Below are 17,098 nucleotides of genomic sequence, written 5' to 3'. Positions count from 1 at the left end.
TCGGTGGCATGGGGAGCAAGGCGAGTGGTGCGGGCAGGACCGGCGGTTCGGGGAAGGCCGGCGGTTCCGGCAGACGGGTGGGGCGGCGCGCGGTGCTGCTCGGCGGCGGGGTCGCGGTCCTGGGGACGGCGGCGCTGGCCAGGGAGGAGCTGGCGCGTGCCTGGTGGCGGCTGCCGGGGATGGAGAAGAAGCGGGTCGAGGGCGAGCTCGACCACCGGGCCGCCGAGTGGACCTCGGCGTCGCGGGCGAACTGGCGGCGGGCCGACCGGCCGGACGACTACCGGATCGACCGGGTCGTGATCCATGTCGTCCAGGGCAGCTACGCGACCGCCCTGAAGGTCTTCAAGGACCCCGGGCACGGGGCGGCCGCGCACTACGTGGTCCGCAAGGACGGTCATGTGGCGCAGATGATCAGGGAGCTCGACGTCGCGTTCCACGCCGGGAGCCGTGACATGAACGAGCGGAGCATCGGCATCGAGCACGAGGGCTTCGTCGACCGGCCGCAGGACTTCACGGCGGCGATGTACGCGGGGTCGGCGCGGCTGACGGCCGACATATGCGCCCGGTACGGGATACCCGTGGACCGGGAGCACATCATCGGTCACGTCGAGGTCGAGGGCACCGACCACACCGATCCCGGTCCGCACTGGGACTGGGCCCGCTATCTGAAGCTGGTGCGGGAGGCGTCGAAGACGCGCGCCTGAGCGCGTTCGACGCGGGTCGCGTGCGGGCCCCGGGCTCGGGTCGCGTGCGGGCCTGGGGTCGCCTGCGGGGCCCGGGCTCGGCGGGGGTCAGCTGAGGCCCGCGGTCCGGGCCCGTTCCACCGCCGGGCCGATCGCGTCCGCGACCGCCGCGACGTCCTCCTTCGTGGAGGTGTGGCCGAGCGAGAAGCGCAGGGTGCCCCGGGCCAGGTCCGGATCCGTGCCGGTGGCCAGGAGGACGTGGCTCGGCTGCGCGATGCCGGCGGTGCAGGCGGAGCCGGTCGAGCAGGCGATCCCGGCCGCGTCGAGCAGCAGGAGCAGGGAGTCGCCCTCGCAGCCGGGGAAGGTGAAGTGGGCGTTGGCGGGGAGCCGCTCGACGGGGTCGCCGCCGAGGATCACGTCGGGGACGAGCGCCGTGACCTCGGCCACCAGCTCGTCGCGCAGCGCGCCGATCTCCCGGGCGAACTCCTCGCGCCGCCCGGTGGCGAGCCGGGCGGCGACCGCGAAGGCGGCGACGGCCGGCACGTCGAGGGTGCCGGAACGGACGTGCCGCTCCTGGCCGCCGCCGTGCAGGACGGGTACGGGGGTGTGCTCGCGGCCCAGGAGCAGGGCGCCGATGCCGTAGGGGCCGCCGATCTTGTGGCCGGAGACGGTCATCGCGGCGAGTCCCGAGGCGGCGAAGTCGACCTCGATCTGGCCGACGGCCTGGACGGCGTCCGCGTGCAGGGGTACGCCGAACTCGGCGGCGACGTCTGCCAGTTCGCGTACCGGCATGACGGTGCCGATCTCGTTGTTGGCCCACATGACGGTGGCGAGGGCGACGGAGTCGGGGTCGCGGGCGATGGCCTCGCGCAGGGCCTCGGGGTGCACGCGGCCGTACCGGTCGACCGGCAGGTACTCGACGTCGGCGCCCTCGTGGGTACCGAGCCAGTCGACGGCGTCGAGCACGGCGTGGTGCTCCACCGGGCTGGCGAGGACGCGGGTGCGGCGGGGGTCGGCGTCGCGGCGGGCCCAGTAGAGGCCCTTCACGGCGAGGTTGTCGGCCTCGGTTCCGCCGGAGGTGAAGACGACCTCGCTCGGCCGCGCGCCGAGCGCGGCGGCGAGCGTCTCGCGCCCTTCCTCGACGGTCCGCCGGGCCCGCCGTCCGGCGGCGTGCAGGGAGGAGGCGTTGCCCGTGACGGCGAGCTGGGCGGTCATCGCCTCGATCGCCTCGGGCAGCATGGGCGTGGTCGCGGCGTGGTCGAGGTAAGCCATGGTGGGTCGATTCTACGAGCCCGCGCCCCCGGACCTGGCGGGTGGCCGGTTTACGCCGCCGGGCGCGGCGGCCGCCGGGGTCCGGGGCCGGGCCCGCGCCGGGCGGGCGGGGGCTCGGGGCCGGGGCCGGCGGCGCGCTCGCGGACGTCGTCCGCCCGGCCGGACGTCCGGCGCCCTGGGCCGTCTCGGCCCGGGGTTCGAACCCTCGGACCCGTCTTCGAGCGGCGCGCACGCGGGTCCCGGACGTGCCCGATGGGTCACGTCCGGGACCGTCGCGGAGCCGATCGGTCCCCTCCGGGACCGCAACCGGCCCGCCGCGCTCCGGGCCGTACGCGCTCCGGGGTGTGCGGCCCCGGGGCGTACGGACCTGCCGGCGCCTGTCGTCGCGTTCCGGCTCGGGGTCGGAGCCGGAAGCGCCTCAGGCGCGCGGTGCGCGGGCCAGCTGGCGGGACTGCGCCACCAGTCGGTCGGCGCTGTCCCAGACCTCCGCGTCCTCCTCGAGGAAGCCGCCGGCGAGGTTGCGGGTGGTGATGGAGACCCGCAGCGGGCCCGGGGCCGGGCGGCAGCGGATGTGGGTGGTGAGCTCGACGGTCGGGGTCCAGCCCTTCAGGCCCAGCTCGAAGGAGGTCGGCGGCAGGGCGTCGACCGTCAGGAGCAGCGACAGCGCGTCCGGCTCGCGGCCGTCCGCGAGACCGAACCACGCGCGCATCTCGCCCTTGCCGGACGGCGCGCCGATCGCCCAGCCGACGCAGGCCGGGTCGAGGCGGAGGTCGAGCCGGTCGGCGATCGCCGAGGAGCCGGGGATGGCCGGGGTCGGGCCGTCGGAGGCGGCGAAGCAGTTCTCGACGGCGGCCATCGCCGGGGGCGTCGCGGTGGTGCGGACGTCGTCGGGGAGCGTGTCGAGGTCGCCGTACGAGGCGAGGACCCGGATGCGCTCGACCTCGGTGCCGTCCTCCGCGTACTGGAAGAGGGAGGCCTGGCCGGTGGAGAGCGTACGGCCGGTGCGGACGGTCTCCGTCCTGATCACCGCGGGGCCGGGCACGGACGGCGTGAGGTAGTGCGCCGAGATCGTGAACGGGTCGGGGTGCGGGAGGTGGTCGCCGAGGGCGCGGCCGAGCAGAGCGAGGAGGTAGCCGCCGTTGACCGCGTGGATGATCGTCCAGCCCGCGGAGAGGTCCGCGTCGTAGACGCCGGGCTCCCGGAGGGTGACGGCGGTGTCGCGGTCGAACTCGTAGGCGCGCTCGTCGTCGCGCTCGCCCTCGCGTCCGCGCTCGCTCGCCGCGACGGGGGTCTCGATGCTCGTGCTCATGTTTCCGACGGTACCCCAGGAAGCTACTGAGCGGTAGCTTTTTCCGGCTGCTCGCGTGCGGAGGAGCGGCGGTTCCAGGCGCGGGGGGCGCGCCAGTGGTAGCGCATCGCGAGCAGGCGGAGCAGGAAGGCGGTGAGGACGGCGGCGCCGCTGGTCCAGGCGTTGAGCATGTCGAAACGGATGCAGAGCACGACCATCGCGGCCCCGACGATCGCGGGGACGGCGTACAGGTCCCGGTCCCAGCGCAGCAGCGACGGCACCTCGTTGGCGAGCACGTCGCGCAGGACGCCGCCGCCGACGGCCGTCGCGAGACCCAGCACGGCGGAGGAGGTGAGGCCGAGGCCGTAGTCGTACGCCTTCGTCGTGCCGGTCACGCAGAAGAGCCCCAGGCCGGCGGCGTCGAAGACGTTGACGGCGGTCTGGGTGCGCTCGACCTCCGGGTGGAGGAAGAAGACGAGGCCCGCGGCGACCAGGGGCATGAGGAAGTAGCCGAGATCGGCGAAGGCGGCGGGCGGTACGGCGCCGATGATCAGGTCGCGGAAGAGACCGCCGCCGAGGGCGGTGACCTCGGCGAGCACGGCGATGCCGAAGACGTCGAAGTTCTTGCGGACGGCGAGGAGGGCGCCGGAGATGGCGAAGACGAAGATGCCGACGAGGTCGAGGGCGTGTTGGACGGAGGGGGTGAACAGGTCGTGGAGCACCGCCCAATTGTGCCGGTAGTTCCCGAGGGGGCCACGGGGGCTCCCCGTCCCGGGGGCCGGGCCCCCGGGCCCCCGGTTCTCGCGTGGGTGGCGCGGCGCCCGGGGCTCGGCCCCGGGGCCCGGCTCCCGCGCGGGTGGCGCGGCGCGCGGCGGGGGGACTCCCCCGCCCCACCCCTTCCCGAAACCCTGACAGGACCGGTGGCCCCCCGGGCGCCACGGCCCGGCGGGGCGGGCACGCCCGGCGGCCGGGCGGGGAGCCCGCCGGGACCGGCCCCCGGCACCCGAGCCGGGGGCCCGAGGCCCGAAGCCGGCCGGCGCCCGAGGCTGGAGCCGGCGCCCGAGGCCGGAGCCCCGGACAGGCGGCAGGGACCGAGGCCCGGGGCCGGAGCCGCCGCCGGGCCCAAGGCCAGGGCCAGGGCCAGGCCCAAGACCAAGGCCAGGGCCGGGGCCAGGCCGGGCCCGGCCGGAGGCTGGGGCCGGGGGCTGGGGCCGGGGGCCGAGGCCCGGGGCTCCATGGGGACCCGGGCGTGCGGAGGCCCCCGGTACCTTTCGGTGCCGGGGGCCTCCCCTGGGTCACGCCTTCGGTGCGTCGTCCTCGGCGGCTGCCGGGGCCGCCGGCGACTCCGGTGTCTTCGGCTCGGACGGCTTCTCCGGCTCCGGCGGCTCCGGCTGTGCCTCCGGCTTCGGGGTGGTGATCTCCACCGACTCCCTCGCCCCCGGGATCGTCAGGGACTCCGCGTTCTCCGGGTGGTGGCAGGCCACTCGTTGGCCCGGGCGGAGTTCGACCAGCGGGGGTTCCGCCGTGCGGCAGATGTCCGTGGCCTTCCAGCAGCGGGTGTTGAAGCGGCAGCCCGGCGGCGGGGCGATCGGGGACGGGACGTCGCCCGTCAGGAGGATGCGGTCGCTCTTCGCGCCCCGGCGGCGGGGGTCCGGGATCGGGACCGCCGACATGAGGGCGCGGGTGTACGGGTGCATCGGGTTCTCGTAGAGGGACTTGCGGTCCGCGAGTTCCACGATCTTGCCCAGGTACATCACCGCGATGCGGTCCGAGACGTGCCGGATGACCGACAGGTCGTGCGCGATGATCACGTACGTGAGGCCGAGCTCCTGCTGGAGGTCGTCCAGGAGGTTGACCACCTGGGCCTGGATGGAGACGTCCAGGGCCGAGACCGGCTCGTCCGCGACCACGAGCTTCGGCTTCAGGGCCAGCGCGCGGGCGATGCCGATGCGCTGGCGCTGACCGCCGGAGAACTCGTGCGGGTAGCGGTTGTAGTGCTCCGGGTTGAGGCCGACCAGGCCGAGCAGGCGCTGGACCTCCTTCTTCACGCCGCCCTCGGGCTCCACGCCCTGGAGCTTGAAGGGGGCCGAGACGATCGTGCCGACCGTGTGGCGCGGGTTCAGCGAGCCGTACGGGTCCTGGAAGATCATCTGGATGTCCCGGCGGAACGGGCGCATGCCCGAGACGCCGAGGTGCGAGATGTCCTTGCCCTGGAACTCGACCGTGCCGCCGGTCGGTTCGAGGAGCCGCGTGATGAGACGGCCCATCGTGGACTTGCCACAGCCGGACTCGCCGACCACGCCGAGCGTCTCACCGGGCAGGACCTCGAAGTCGATCCCGTCGACCGCCTTGACCGCGCCGGTCTGGCGCTGGAGAAGCCCCTTCTTGATGGGGAAGTGCTTCTTCAGGCCGGTGACCTTGAGGAGGGGTTCCATGGTCTCGCTCACAGTTTCGGCGCAATCTCTTCGGTCCAGATACGGGTCCGCTCCTCCTGCGGCATGTGACAGGCCGAGAAGTGGCGGTCCCCGGCCGACGCCAGCTCCGGTCGCTGGGTGCGCGTGATGCCGCCCTTGGGGACGTCCGCGTACGGGCAGCGGGGGTTGAAGGCGCAGCCGCTCGGGATGTTGATGAGGCTGGGCGGGTTGCCCTTCACCGGGATGAGCCGCTCGGTCTGCTCGCGGTCGATCCTCGGCATCGAGCCGAGCAGGCCCCAGGTGTAGGGGTGCTGCGGCTCGTAGAAGACGGACTCGGCCGGTCCGCGCTCGACGCAGCGCCCGCCGTACATCACGAGGATGTCGTCGGCGAGCTCGGCGACGACGCCGAGGTCGTGGGTGATGATGACGACCGCGGAGCCGAACTCCTTCTGGAGGTCCCGCATCAGGTCGAGGATCTGGGCCTGCACGGTCACGTCGAGCGCGGTGGTCGGCTCGTCGGCGATGAGCAGCGCGGGGTTGTTGACGAGCGCCATGGCGATCATCGCGCGCTGGCGCATGCCGCCGGAGAACTCGTGCGGGTAGTTGTCGAACCGCTTGGCCGGCTCGGGGATGCCGACCCGGTCGAGGAGTTCGACGGCCCGCTTGCGCGCCGTCTTCTTGTCGACGTCGTGGTGGACGCGGTACGCCTCCACGATCTGGTTGCCGACCGTGTAGTACGGGTGCATCGCGGACAGCGGGTCCTGGAAGATCATCGCCATGTCGCGGCCGCGCATCCTGCGGACCTCGTCCGGGTCGGCCGAGAGCAGCTCCCGGCCGTTGAGCCAGATCTCGCCCGAGATCTTCGCCTTCTGCCGGCCGTACTGGCCGACCGTGTGCAGGCCCATGATGCCGAGCGAGGTGACCGACTTGCCGGAGCCGGACTCGCCCACGATGCCGAGGGTCTTGCCCTTCTCCAGCTGGAAGCTGAGACCGTCGACCGACTTGACCAGACCGTCGTCGGTCGGGAAGTGGATCTTCAGGTCGCGCACGTCGAGGAACGCGTCGGAGGGGGCGGACCCGGTGGCGACGGGTTCTCCCACCGCCGCGCCGGTCTTCGTCAGCTTGTCCGTCATGCGAGCCTCACTCGGGGGTCGATCACGGCGTACAGCAGGTCCACGACGAGGTTGGCGATGACGACGCAGGCCGCGGTGATGAGCGTGACGGCCAGGATCAGCGGCAGGTCGCGCTCGCTGACGCCCTTGATGGCGAGTCCGCCGAGGCCGTGGAGGCTGAACGCGGTCTCGGTCAGGATCGCGCCGCCCACGAGGGCGCCGAGGTCCATGCCGAAGATGGTCAGGATGGGGGTCATGGTGGAGCGCATGGCGTGCTTGCCGAGCACGACCGACTCCGGGAGGCCCTTGGCCCGTGCGGTGCGGATGTAGTCCTCGCCGAGGACCTCCAGCATGGTGGCGCGGGTGAGCCGCGCGTACATCGCCGCGTACAGGAAGGCGAGGGTCACCCAGGGCAGCAGCAGGCCGCCGAACCAGCCACCGACGGACTCGGTGATCGGCACGTACGAGGCGTTGAGCCAGCCCAGTTGGGTACGGAAGATCAGCATCGCCAGCATGGCGGTGAAGAAGATGGGCAGCGAGACACCGGCGAGCGCGGTGATCATGGCCGCGCGGTCGATGATCGTGCCCCGCTTGAGCGCGGAGACGACACCCGTGGAGACACCCAGGATCAGCCAGAGCACGGCGGCGCCGATGACCATGGAGAGGGTGACGGGGAAGGCGTCGACCAGCATCGACCAGACGTCCTGCTCGGTGCGGAACGAGTAGCCGAAGCAGGGCGCCGCGCAGTGGATGGTGTCGCCGCCACCGGTGTAGTCGCGACCGACGAAGATGCCGGAGACGAAGTGCCAGAACTGCACCAGGAGCGGCTCGTCCAGGCCCAGTTTCTGCCGGACGGCCTCGATGGATGCCGGATCCGCCTGCTTGCCGACGAACATCGCGGCAGGGTCGCTGCCGGTCAGCTTGGGTATGAGGAAGAAGATGCTGAGCGTCACGAGCGTGACGACGAGCAGCATCACGACGACCGCGAAGAGTCGCCGGACTATGTATGCAAGCATGCGGTCGGCCGGTCGGCGGCCGGGGGACCCGATCGGGTCCCCCGGCCGCCGCCCTCGGCCATCACCTGCCCTTCGGACCTGGCGGCGGGTGGTGCGCCGGTGGAACGGGTCGGATTACTTGACGACGCCGAGCGACGCGTAGTCGTAGCGGCCGTTGTAGGCGTCCGCGGTGTAGACGTTGGTCAGCCGGGAGCTGCGCCAGATGATGTTCTTCTCGTGGGTGAAGGGCAGGTAGACCGCGGCCTCCGACACCTTCGTGTTGATCTGCTTGTAGAGCTCGCCGGCCTTGACCGGGTCGGTCTCCTTCAGCGCCTGGTCGAACAGGCCGTTGACGGCCTTGTCGTTCAGCTCCGAGAAGTTGTTGTTGCCGCTCTGGAGGATGAAGCGACCGTCGACCAGCGGCTGCAGGAAGCCCTGTCCGCTCGGGAAGTCGGCGCCCCAGCCCATGATGATGATGCCGTAGCCCTTCTCCTTCACGACCTTCGGCGAACCGATGATGCCGGACGTCTGGGCGCCGTCGAACTGGTCGATCTCGGCCTCGATGCCGACGGCCTTCAGCGACTGCTGGAGGGACTCGGCGGTCGCGATCTCGATCTTCTTGTTGTTGCGGACCGCGATCGTGGTCTTGAAGCCGTTCGGCTTGCCGCACTTCTTGAGCGCGTCCTTGGCCTTGGCCAGGTCCGGGGCGCCGGCGAGCTTGCCGTACGGGTCGGCCTTCGGGTCGGCACCCTTGATCGCCGGCGGCAGCATGTTGGTGGCGATGTCGCCACCGGCCTGCGGGCCGCCACGGGCGGTCTGGAGGGACTTGGAGTCGGCCGCGTAGATGATGGCCTTGCGGCAGTCGATGTTGGGGATCACCGTCTGCGGGAAGACCGCGTAGCGGATGAAGCCCGTCTGCGGGTTGTCGACGTTGCCCTTGTGCTGCTGGAGCACCTTCTGGCGGGCGGAGGCGCCGACGCCCGTGGCGTTGATGTCGAGGTCGTACTCGCCCTCGACGAGGCGGTTGTCCATGTCGTCGGCGTTCGTGGTGAACGTGACGCTGACGCTGTCCGGGAGGGCCTTGCGGACGGTGTCCGACTTGGCGTCCCACTTGTCGTTGCGGACGAGCTTGATGGACTTGTTGGGCGTGTACGACTGCCACTTGTACGGGCCGGAGGAGAAGGGCTTCAGGCCGTACTTGGCCTTGGTGTCCTTGTCCTGGCGAACCGGGGAGGCGGCGGGCATGGCCAGCATCTGCAGGAAGTCGCCGTTGGCGACCGGCAGCTTGAAGATGATGGTCTTGTCGTCCGGGGTCTCGATGGCCTTCAGGCCGAGCTTGTCCGCGGAGGTGTCCTTGTAGGGACCCTTGTACTCGCCCTTGGGGTCGAGGACCTGCTGGAGGTAGATCGGGCCGCCGGAGATGACGTCCTGGGCCCAGATGCGCTCGATGCCGTACTTGATGTCCTTGGAGGTGATCGGCTTGCCGTCCTCCCAGGTCACCCCGTCCTTCAGCGTGAAGGTGTAGGTGAGGCCGTCGGCCGAGACCTTGCCGGCGTCGGTGGCGAGGTCCGGGACGAGCTCGGTGGAGGCGGCGCCCGGCTCGGCCTTGAAGGTGACCAGCTGACGCGTGTAGTAGCGCGCGAAGTCCCACACGAAGCCGTAGTAGCCGCGCTGCGGGTCCCACGAGTCGGCCTCCTGCGAGCCGATGAACTTCAGCTCGCCGCCCTTCTTGTCGGAGGCGTTGGCGACCTTGTTCACGCCGGCGTTGAAGCCGGGCGCACCGCCCTTGCCCTTGTCGCCGCTACCGCCGGTGTCGCCGCCGCAGGCGGTGGTGACGACCATCGTGGCCGCCGCGAGCAGCGCGCCCGCGGCGATTCTGCGCTGAGAGCTCTTCAGCATGGTTCCAGCAACCTCCGGGATAGTGGCGGCCGTACGGCGGTCCGCCGATTGGGGTTTGGCCTCCTGTCGCCAGCGGCAGGGGCGGGTCGTGCGGGTCGTCGGCGAACGATCAGCGGGAGCCCTTCGGGTCGAGCGCGTCACGCACGCCGTCGCCGAAGAGGTTGAACGCCAGAACGGTGATGAAGATCGCGAAGCCGGGGATCACCATGAACAGCGGGTCCGACTCGTAGGTGGTGATGGCCGTCGACAGCATCTGTCCCCAGGAGGCCGTGGGCGGCTTCACGCCCGCGCCGAGGAAGCTGAGCGCCGCTTCGGTGAGGATGTTGGTGGGGATCATGAGGGTCGCGTAGACCGTGATCGGGGCGATCAGGTTCGGCAGCAGCTCGCGGCGCAGGATGTAGAGCCGGCCCGCGCCGAGGCTCTGGGCGGCCTCGACGTACTCGCGGTTGCGCAGCGAGAGGGTCTGGCCGCGGACGATACGGCCCACGTACGGCCAGCCGAAGAAGCCGATGACGAGCACCAGGGCGGCGATGCGGACGCCGGAGCCGTCGAGGCCGAGGAGCTGGTTCGGCAGGACGGAGACCAGGGCGATCGTGAAGAGCAGCTGCGGGAAGGCGAGCATCACGTCCATGACCCGGCTGAGGGCCGCGTCGATCCAGCCGCCGAAGTAGCCGGCGACGATGCCGAGGATCGTGCCGAGGACGACGGCGAAGACCGCCGCGAGGAAGGCGACGAGCAGCGAGATCCGGGCGCCGTAGACGATGCGGCTGAAGACGTCGCGGCCGTTGACGGGCTCGACCCCGAAAAGGAAGTCGGAGCTGACGCCGCCCCAGGAACCGATCGGGGTGCCGAACAGCGGGTCGATCTGGTCCTCGTGGAACTCGTCCGGCGGGTGGCCCAGGAGGCCCACGATGACCGGCGCGAAGATCGCGACGAGGACGAGGAAGACGACGATGAAGGCGCCCGCGAGGGCCAGTTTGTCGCGCTTGAGGCGGGTCCAGGCGATCTGCCAGGGCGAGCGGCCCTCGATCGCCTTGGCGGGGGTGCCGCCGGGAGTGCCGGGGGCGTCGGGCGCGCCATCGACGGTGGCGGTCGCCTCGCCCGCACTCTTCTCGTGCAGTGGTGCCGTCATCGTGGTGAGGACCCCTCTCGGCCGCCGGTAGCCGGCCCTTGCCCGCCGCGGGTAGCGGCTCGGTGGAACAACCTGCTGGGCACCTGCTCGAAAGGAGCCGAACGCCCGGTGTTCCGGGGAGTCTTCAATGCGCTTGTGATCACCCGCCAGCCCTGACAGGGAATGTTTGCTCAAACGTGATGCGGTGCTGCGACTTCCGTTATCCGGACGTCGCGATCACGTGAGCGGACCATCTCGGGTCCTCTTCCCCCCAATCGGACATGTCCTCTCAACTAGGCGTTCGAGCTCCTCAATTGGGGCGAACGAAAGCCTCCGGAGCAAGCTCCGGAGGCTGGTGGGGCGCGAGGCGAGAAGGGTGCGTCTCAGTATCCGGACGGCGCCGGTGGCGGATATCCGTACCCCGGAACGGGGGCGGATCCGCGTCCGGCGTGCGCCTCGCGGTCGTAGAACGGGCGGCCGTTCGCCCGCAGCCAGAGCGCCACCGGGTCGTACGCGTCGGAGAGGGCGACCGTCGAGACGGGCAGCCCCTCGGGTACGGCTCCGATGGACTGGCGCATCATCGCCCGGACCGTGTCGACGGCCGCCGGCGAGGTGTCGTAGAGGTCGAGACCGATCGCGAGGTACGGGGAGCCGAGCGCGGGCTGCACCCAGCCGCGGCGCAGCGCCCGGACGGCCGGGGTGCGGTGCGCGTTCTGTGTGAGCAGGGCGTAGAACTGCGGGATCTCCAGGGTGGGCTCGGTGACCCGGAGCGGCCCGGCGGGCATCCGGTCGAGGCCGGTGGCGATCCGGCGCAGGTCGGCCCAGGGGATGCCGACACCGCCGCCCGGGGCGTGCGGATTCAGCCAGACGCCCCAGCGGTCGGGGTAGAGGGCGCGGGCGATCTCCCGGCCGGTGACGAGCTCGTGGGCGCGGTGCCAGCCGGAGGCGGCGAGTTCCTGGGCGGAGGTGACGCAGGGCGCGTAGCCGAAGCCGTCGACCTCCATGTTCCCGTACTGGGCGTCGGACGAGCCGGGCGAGCCGTGCCAGAGCAGCATCCAGAGCTCGCCGTCGGCGAGGGCGTGCAGCAGCTGCTCGTACGCGTCGTAGCGTCCGGGTGCCACCTGGCGCAGCATGTGCTCGACCTGTCCGGTCGCAGCGGTGCCTGACGCGCTCACCCTGGGTCCCGCCCCTCTTCCGTCACCACGTCTGTTCCGACGTCCGTCCCTGGCGTCCGTCCTGACGACGTCCGTCCTGCTGTCGAGAAGTTCAGCTTAAACAGGCCGTCCGTCACACGGCGGCGCGCTGGTAGAAGGGGCGCACCCGCTCCAGCATCCAGTCGCCGACCGGGTCCTGTGCCATGTCGAGCAGGATGAGGTTGACCGGCCAGGCGCACTCGACGCGGCCGAGGGCGCGGCCGAGGGCGTCCAGCGGCGCGTTGCGGTCGACGCCGTCCCAGGCGACGAGCTGGACGCCGACGAAGAGGGCGGGTTCGGTGCCCTCGACGCTGGCGAGCGCCCGGCGGGCGGTGGTGACGACGCCGGTGGCCTCGAACTCGGCGGACGCGGCGGCGAGGAAGTCGACCGGGTCGTCCTGCCAGTCGGGCTCGAAGAGCCGGACGCGGCCGCCGGTGGCGGGCCCGTCCAGCGGGGTGCGGCCGACGCGGCAGAGCTCGGCGACGGCCGGCGGGGGCAGCGGGACACCGACGACGCCGCCCGGGTTCACGGCGATGCCGAGCTGCGGGGGCAGACCGCGGGCGAAGTCACGGGCCGGGGCGACGGTGAACGACATGTGGCTGCCGACACAGGCGAGGAACTGCTCCTCGGAGCTGAAGACGGGGACGTACGCCGCGCCGTCGATCTCCATGGTGGCGAGGTCCAGGTTCGGGCTGTCGGGTCCGCCGCCGTTGGGCAGGGGCACCCAGACCGGGCTGCGGCCGAGGACCTCGACCAGGCGGGCGCCCGCCGTGGGGTTGCCGAGGGAGGCGGCAAGGACCTCTTCGAGCTCGTTGCCCGGCCACGTCACGTCCACGGTCCCGTTTCCCCTTCTCGCACGGCCTGCCGTACCGGCCGCCCCGGCAGCACCCTAACGCCGCCCCGGCGCCGCCGTGGCCAAAAGAAGGGGTACGGGCACAGCGGGACAGCGGCGTACGTCACAGCGGCCGCCCCGCGTACCTCTACAGCGGCCCGCCTCGGGCCGCCCCGCATACGTCGCAGCCGCCCGCCTCAGGCCGCGTCGCGGAAGCCGATCTTCCGCAGGGTGTCCGCCGCATCCCGGTCGAGCAGCGTCGCGGAGGCGCAGCCGTGCGGCAGCCGGCCGGACTCCGCCGCCGCGACGAGTCGGGCGACGGCCCGCCGGTGCCGGGCGAAGGCGTACGACGAGACGCCCCGGCCACGGTCCCGCTGGCCCGCACGGGCGGTGCCCGGGTCGACGTCGAGCAGGACCAGGTGGAGCGCCCGGCCGCGACGGCGGGCCTCCCGGGCGAGCCAGCCCCGCACCCAGGACTGGGTGCCGCAGTCGTGCACGATCACCCCCGCGCCGGACCGCAGGGCCCTGCGCAGCCCCGCGTAGTGCGCGATCCGGACCAGCGGGCGGTAGACGGCGTACGGCAGCAGGCGGGGCATCCGGGCCTCCCAGCGCTCCCGGGTGTCCTGCGAGTCGATGCCGGCGCCCTCGGCGGCGCGGCGCATGAGGGTGGACTTGCCGCTGCCGGGCAGCCCGGAGACGACCACCAGGTCGCCGGCGGCGAAGGTGAGGGCGCGGGGGCCGCGGCCGCCGCGCTCGCGCAGGTCGCGCAGGAGCCGCCCGCGGCCGCGGGTCCGGGCACGGGCTCGCTGGGACGGTATGCCGGTACTCGGCGCGTACGCGCCGGTGTGCTGGAACCTCATCGCTTCTCCCCCTGCCGGGCCTGGGAAGACCCTTGCCCACAAAGTGTAAAGAAGCGGTAATGGGACACAAGCGATGTGCCGCGCCGACCTCGCGTGCAATGATGTGCGCGCCAGGCGCGCACAGTCGCCACACAATCGCATACCGGCCGCTCGAATCCGCGCGGGAGAGTTCCGGACGCCGTACGTGTCCGGACGCCGAAGGAGCAAGACCCTCCCTTGAATCTCTCAGGCCCCGTACCGCGTGGATGAGGCAGATCTGAAAAGCGGGACACCCTGCCGTGTCCCCACCCAAGGTGCAAGCCGAACTCTCGGTGCCGGTCTCCCGGCGACGAGATGCTCTCGGTGAACCTCTCAGGTTCCATGACAGATGGGGAGGACGTCCTCGCCCGTCATGTGTTTCGTCACCGAACCGCCCTTGGGACCCGGGAGCCACCCCATGAGCACTGCCCCCCGTCTGACCGCCCTCGATGCCCTGCATCGTTCGCTGGGCGCGACCATGACCGACTTCGCGGGCTGGGACATGCCGCTCCGCTACGCCAGCGAGCGGGACGAGCACATCGCCGTCCGCACCAAGGCGGGCCTCTTCGACCTCTCCCACATGGGTGAGATCACCGTCACCGGCCCGCAGGCGGTCGAGCTCCTCGACCACGCCCTCGTGGGCAACATCTCCACTGTGGGCGTCGGCCGCGCCCGCTACACGATGATCTGTCAGGAGGACGGCGGCATCCTCGACGACCTGATCGTCTACCGGCTCGGCCAGACGGAGTACATGGTCGTCGCCAACGCCTCCAACGCGCAGATCGTCCTGGACGCGCTGACCGAGCGCGCGGCCGGCTTCGACGCCGAGGTGCGGGACGACCGTGACGCGTACGCCCTGATCGCGGTCCAGGGCCCGGAGTCCCCCGGCATCCTGAAGTCGCTCACCGACGCCGACCTGGACGGTCTGAAGTACTACGCCGGCCTGCCCGGCACGGTCGCCGGTGTGCCCGCGCTGATCGCCCGTACCGGCTACACCGGCGAGGACGGCTTCGAGCTGTTCCTGAAGCCCGAGCACGCCGAGGGCGTCTGGAAGGCGCTGACCGAGGCCGGCGCGCCGGTCGGTCTGATCCCCTGCGGCCTGTCCTGCCGCGACACGCTCCGCCTGGAGGCGGGCATGCCGCTGTACGGCCACGAGCTGACCACCGCGCTGACCCCCTTCGACGCGGGCCTCGGCCGGGTCGTGAAGTTCGAGAAGACGACCAACGAGGGCCGCTTCGTCGGCCGCGAGGCGCTGGAGAAGGCCGCCGAGCGCGCCGAGACCGCCCCGCCGCGCAAGCTCGTCGGTCTGGTCGCCGAGGGCCGCCGGGTCCCGCGCGCCGGTTTCTCCGTCGTCAGGGACGGCGTGGTGATCGGCGAGGTCACCTCCGGAGCCCCGTCCCCGACCCTCGGAAAGCCGATCGCCATCGCGTACGTGGACGCGGCGCACGCCGAGCCCGGCACCCAGGGTGTAGGTGTGGACATCCGCGGTACCCACGAGCCGTACGAGGTCGTCGCGCTGCCGTTCTACAAGCGCCAGAAGTGACGCATCCGTCTCACTTCGCGTCTCATCCCGCAAGACCCACGTTCATCAGCACTCCCCCGATCCAGGAGAATCAGGCCATGAGCAACCCCCAGCAGCTGCGCTACACCAAGGAGCACGAGTGGCTGTCGGACGCCGAGGAAGGCGTCGCGACCGTCGGCATCACGGAGTTCGCCGCGAACGCGCTCGGTGACGTCGTCTACGCCCAGCTCCCCGAGGTCGGCTCCACGGTCACCGCGGGCGAGACCTGCGGCGAGCTGGAGTCGACGAAGTCCGTGAGCGACCTGTACTCCCCCGTCACGGGTGAGGTCGTCGCCGCCAACCAGGACGTGGTGGACGACCCGTCGCTGGTGAACACGGCTCCGTTCGAGGGTGGCTGGCTGTTCAAGGTGCGCGTCGCGGGGGAGCCGGACGAGCTGCTCTCCGCCGACGAGTACACCGCGTTCTCCGCCGGGAACTGAGACCGGGCCCGAAACCCCTTAGGGATCGATTCATGTCGCTTCTGAACACTCCCCTCCACGAGCTGGACCCCGACGTCGCCGCCGCCGTCGACGCCGAGCTCCGCCGTCAGCAGTCCACCCTCGAGATGATCGCCTCGGAGAACTTCGCTCCGGTCGCCGTCATGGAGGCGCAGGGCTCCGTCCTCACCAACAAGTACGCCGAGGGCTACCCGGGCCGCCGCTACTACGGCGGCTGCGAGCACGTCGACGTCGCCGAGCAGATCGCGATCGACCGGATCAAGGACCTGTTCGGCGCCGAGTACGCCAACGTCCAGCCGCACTCCGGCGCCTCCGCGAACCAGGCCGCCCTCTTCGCGATCGCCCAGCCCGGCGACACGATCCTGGGTCTTGACCTGGCGCACGGCGGTCACCTGACCCACGGCATGCGCCTGAACTTCTCGGGCAAGCAGTTCGACGTGGTCGCGTACCACGTGGACGAGGCCGGTCTGGTCGACATGGCCGAGGTCGAGCGCCTCGCCAAGGAGCACCGCCCCAAGGTGATCATCGCGGGCTGGTCCGCCTACCCGCGTCAGCTGGACTTCGCGGAGTTCCGCCGGATCGCCGACGAGGTCGAGGCCTACCTGTGGGTCGACATGGCCCACTTCGCGGGCCTGGTCGCGGCCGGTCTGCACCCGAACCCGGTCGAGTACGCGGACGTGGTGACCTCCACCACGCACAAGACGCTCGGCGGCCCCCGCGGCGGCATCATCCTGGCGAAGAAGGAGTTCGCGAAGAAGCTGAACTCCTCGGTCTTCCCCGGTTTCCAGGGCGGCCCGCTGGAGCACGTGATCGCGGCCAAGGCCGTCTCCTTCAAGGTCGCGGCCTCGGAGGAGTTCAAGGAGCGCCAGCAGCGCACCCTGGACGGCGCCCGCATCATCGCCGAGCGCCTGGTCCAGGACGACGTCACCGCCCACGGTGTCTCCGTCCTGTCCGGCGGCACGGACGTCCACCTGCTCCTCGTCGACCTGCGCGACAGCGAGCTGGACGGCCAGCAGGCCGAGGACCGTCTCCACGAGGTCGGCATCACGGTCAACCGGAACGCCGTTCCGAACGACCCGCGCCCGCCGATGGTCACCTCGGGTCTGCGCATCGGTACGCCGGCGCTCGCGACCCGCGGTTTCCAGGCCGAGGACTTCACCGAGGTCGGCGACATCATCGCGGAGACCCTGAAGCCCGGCTTCGACGCCGACAAGGCCGCGTCGCTGAAGGCCCGGGTGACGGCGCTCGCCGACAAGCACCCGCTGTACCCCGGCCTGAAGTAATTTCGTACGCTTTTGTTCGTGTGGACCTTCGGGGCACCGCGCACACTGGACAGTGAGCGCGGTGCCCCACCCCATGTCCTCGCGCTGTACCGCTTGCCCTTCTTCTTCCGCGCTTTTCT

Annotated in this window: 15 protein-coding genes and 1 riboswitch; of the genes, 4 read left to right on the top strand and 11 right to left on the bottom strand. The window is 71.5% G+C overall.

Translation table 11 applies throughout. From position 1 onward, the window contains the following. Positions 1–8: 8 nt before the first annotated feature. Complete coding sequence (locus ACIP8Z_RS26245) at positions 9–704, top strand: N-acetylmuramoyl-L-alanine amidase (protein WP_402087450.1); 696 nt, start codon at positions 9–11, stop codon at positions 702–704. A gap of 87 nt (positions 705–791) precedes the next feature. Here the strand turns inward: ACIP8Z_RS26245 and ACIP8Z_RS26240 are convergent, their stop codons facing one another. The 11 genes from ACIP8Z_RS26240 to ACIP8Z_RS26190 form a co-directional block, all read right to left on the bottom strand. Continuing rightward, on the bottom strand, positions 792–1,955 hold the full coding sequence (locus ACIP8Z_RS26240) for a cysteine desulfurase family protein (RefSeq protein WP_402087447.1): 1,164 nt from the start codon (positions 1,953–1,955) through the stop codon (positions 792–794). A gap of 418 nt (positions 1,956–2,373) precedes the next feature. Then, on the bottom strand, positions 2,374–3,264 hold the full coding sequence (locus ACIP8Z_RS26235) for a thioesterase family protein (RefSeq protein ID WP_402087444.1): 891 nt from the start codon (positions 3,262–3,264) through the stop codon (positions 2,374–2,376). Between the two features lie 23 nt (positions 3,265–3,287). Then, a complete protein-coding gene (locus ACIP8Z_RS26230) occupies positions 3,288–3,965 on the bottom strand; it encodes a trimeric intracellular cation channel family protein (protein ID WP_319322706.1) in 678 nt (225 codons plus the stop codon). Positions 3,966–4,538: 573 nt separating this feature from the next. Continuing rightward, on the bottom strand, positions 4,539–5,678 hold the full coding sequence (locus ACIP8Z_RS26225; RefSeq protein WP_402087521.1) for an ABC transporter ATP-binding protein: 1,140 nt from the start codon (positions 5,676–5,678) through the stop codon (positions 4,539–4,541). Between the two features lie 8 nt (positions 5,679–5,686). Then, a complete protein-coding gene (locus ACIP8Z_RS26220; RefSeq protein ID WP_389036486.1) occupies positions 5,687–6,790 on the bottom strand; it encodes an ABC transporter ATP-binding protein in 1,104 nt (367 codons plus the stop codon). Continuing rightward, positions 6,787–7,785, bottom strand: a complete 999-nt coding sequence (locus ACIP8Z_RS26215) for an ABC transporter permease (protein WP_402087441.1) — start codon at positions 7,783–7,785, stop codon at positions 6,787–6,789. The genes ACIP8Z_RS26220 and ACIP8Z_RS26215 overlap by 4 nt, the downstream gene beginning before the upstream one ends. Positions 7,786–7,899: 114 nt before the next feature. Beyond that, positions 7,900–9,663: an ABC transporter substrate-binding protein gene (locus ACIP8Z_RS26210; RefSeq protein WP_402087438.1), complete on the bottom strand. Its 1,764-nt coding sequence runs from the start codon at positions 9,661–9,663 to the stop codon at positions 7,900–7,902. Between the two features lie 109 nt (positions 9,664–9,772). Then, positions 9,773–10,795, bottom strand: coding sequence for an ABC transporter permease (locus ACIP8Z_RS26205; protein ID WP_319323182.1), 1,023 nt, complete (start codon positions 10,793–10,795; stop codon positions 9,773–9,775). Positions 10,796–11,157: 362 nt separating this feature from the next. Next, the gene (locus ACIP8Z_RS26200; RefSeq protein ID WP_187623135.1) at positions 11,158–11,949 is read right to left on the bottom strand and encodes an enhanced serine sensitivity protein SseB C-terminal domain-containing protein; all 792 of its coding nucleotides are present in this window, start codon (positions 11,947–11,949) and stop codon (positions 11,158–11,160) included. A 112-nt stretch (positions 11,950–12,061) separates the two neighbouring features. Beyond that, positions 12,062–12,802: an enhanced serine sensitivity protein SseB gene (locus ACIP8Z_RS26195; protein WP_319309726.1), complete on the bottom strand. Its 741-nt coding sequence runs from the start codon at positions 12,800–12,802 to the stop codon at positions 12,062–12,064. 194 nt (positions 12,803–12,996) lie between these two features. Further along, positions 12,997–13,659, bottom strand: coding sequence for an AAA family ATPase (locus ACIP8Z_RS26190; RefSeq protein WP_402087434.1), 663 nt, complete (start codon positions 13,657–13,659; stop codon positions 12,997–12,999). 151 nt (positions 13,660–13,810) lie between these two features. Further along, positions 13,811–13,909, top strand: a riboswitch (glycine riboswitch). Between the two features lie 186 nt (positions 13,910–14,095). Here ACIP8Z_RS26190 and gcvT point away from each other — a divergent pair. From gcvT to glyA, 3 genes are all read left to right on the top strand, one after another. Then, entirely contained in the window at positions 14,096–15,220 is a 1,125-nt protein-coding gene (gene gcvT, locus ACIP8Z_RS26185) for a glycine cleavage system aminomethyltransferase GcvT (protein WP_402087431.1), read from the top strand. Positions 15,221–15,297: 77 nt separating this feature from the next. Further along, on the top strand, positions 15,298–15,678 hold the full coding sequence (gcvH, locus tag ACIP8Z_RS26180) for a glycine cleavage system protein GcvH (protein WP_319309729.1): 381 nt from the start codon (positions 15,298–15,300) through the stop codon (positions 15,676–15,678). Between the two features lie 32 nt (positions 15,679–15,710). Further along, positions 15,711–16,979 carry a serine hydroxymethyltransferase gene (gene glyA, locus ACIP8Z_RS26175; RefSeq protein WP_402087428.1) on the top strand — a complete coding sequence of 423 codons (1,269 nt, stop codon included), beginning with the start codon at positions 15,711–15,713 and terminating at the stop codon, positions 16,977–16,979. Positions 16,980–17,098 lie beyond the last annotated feature (119 nt).

Origin of the sequence: Streptomyces sp. NPDC088553, assembly GCF_044752965.1 — a bacterium.
Taxonomy (GTDB): Bacteria; Actinomycetota; Actinomycetes; order Streptomycetales; family Streptomycetaceae; genus Streptomyces.
The sequence above is the reverse complement of the archived record's forward strand: the minus strand, read 5'-3'. Positions and strand labels throughout refer to the sequence as shown.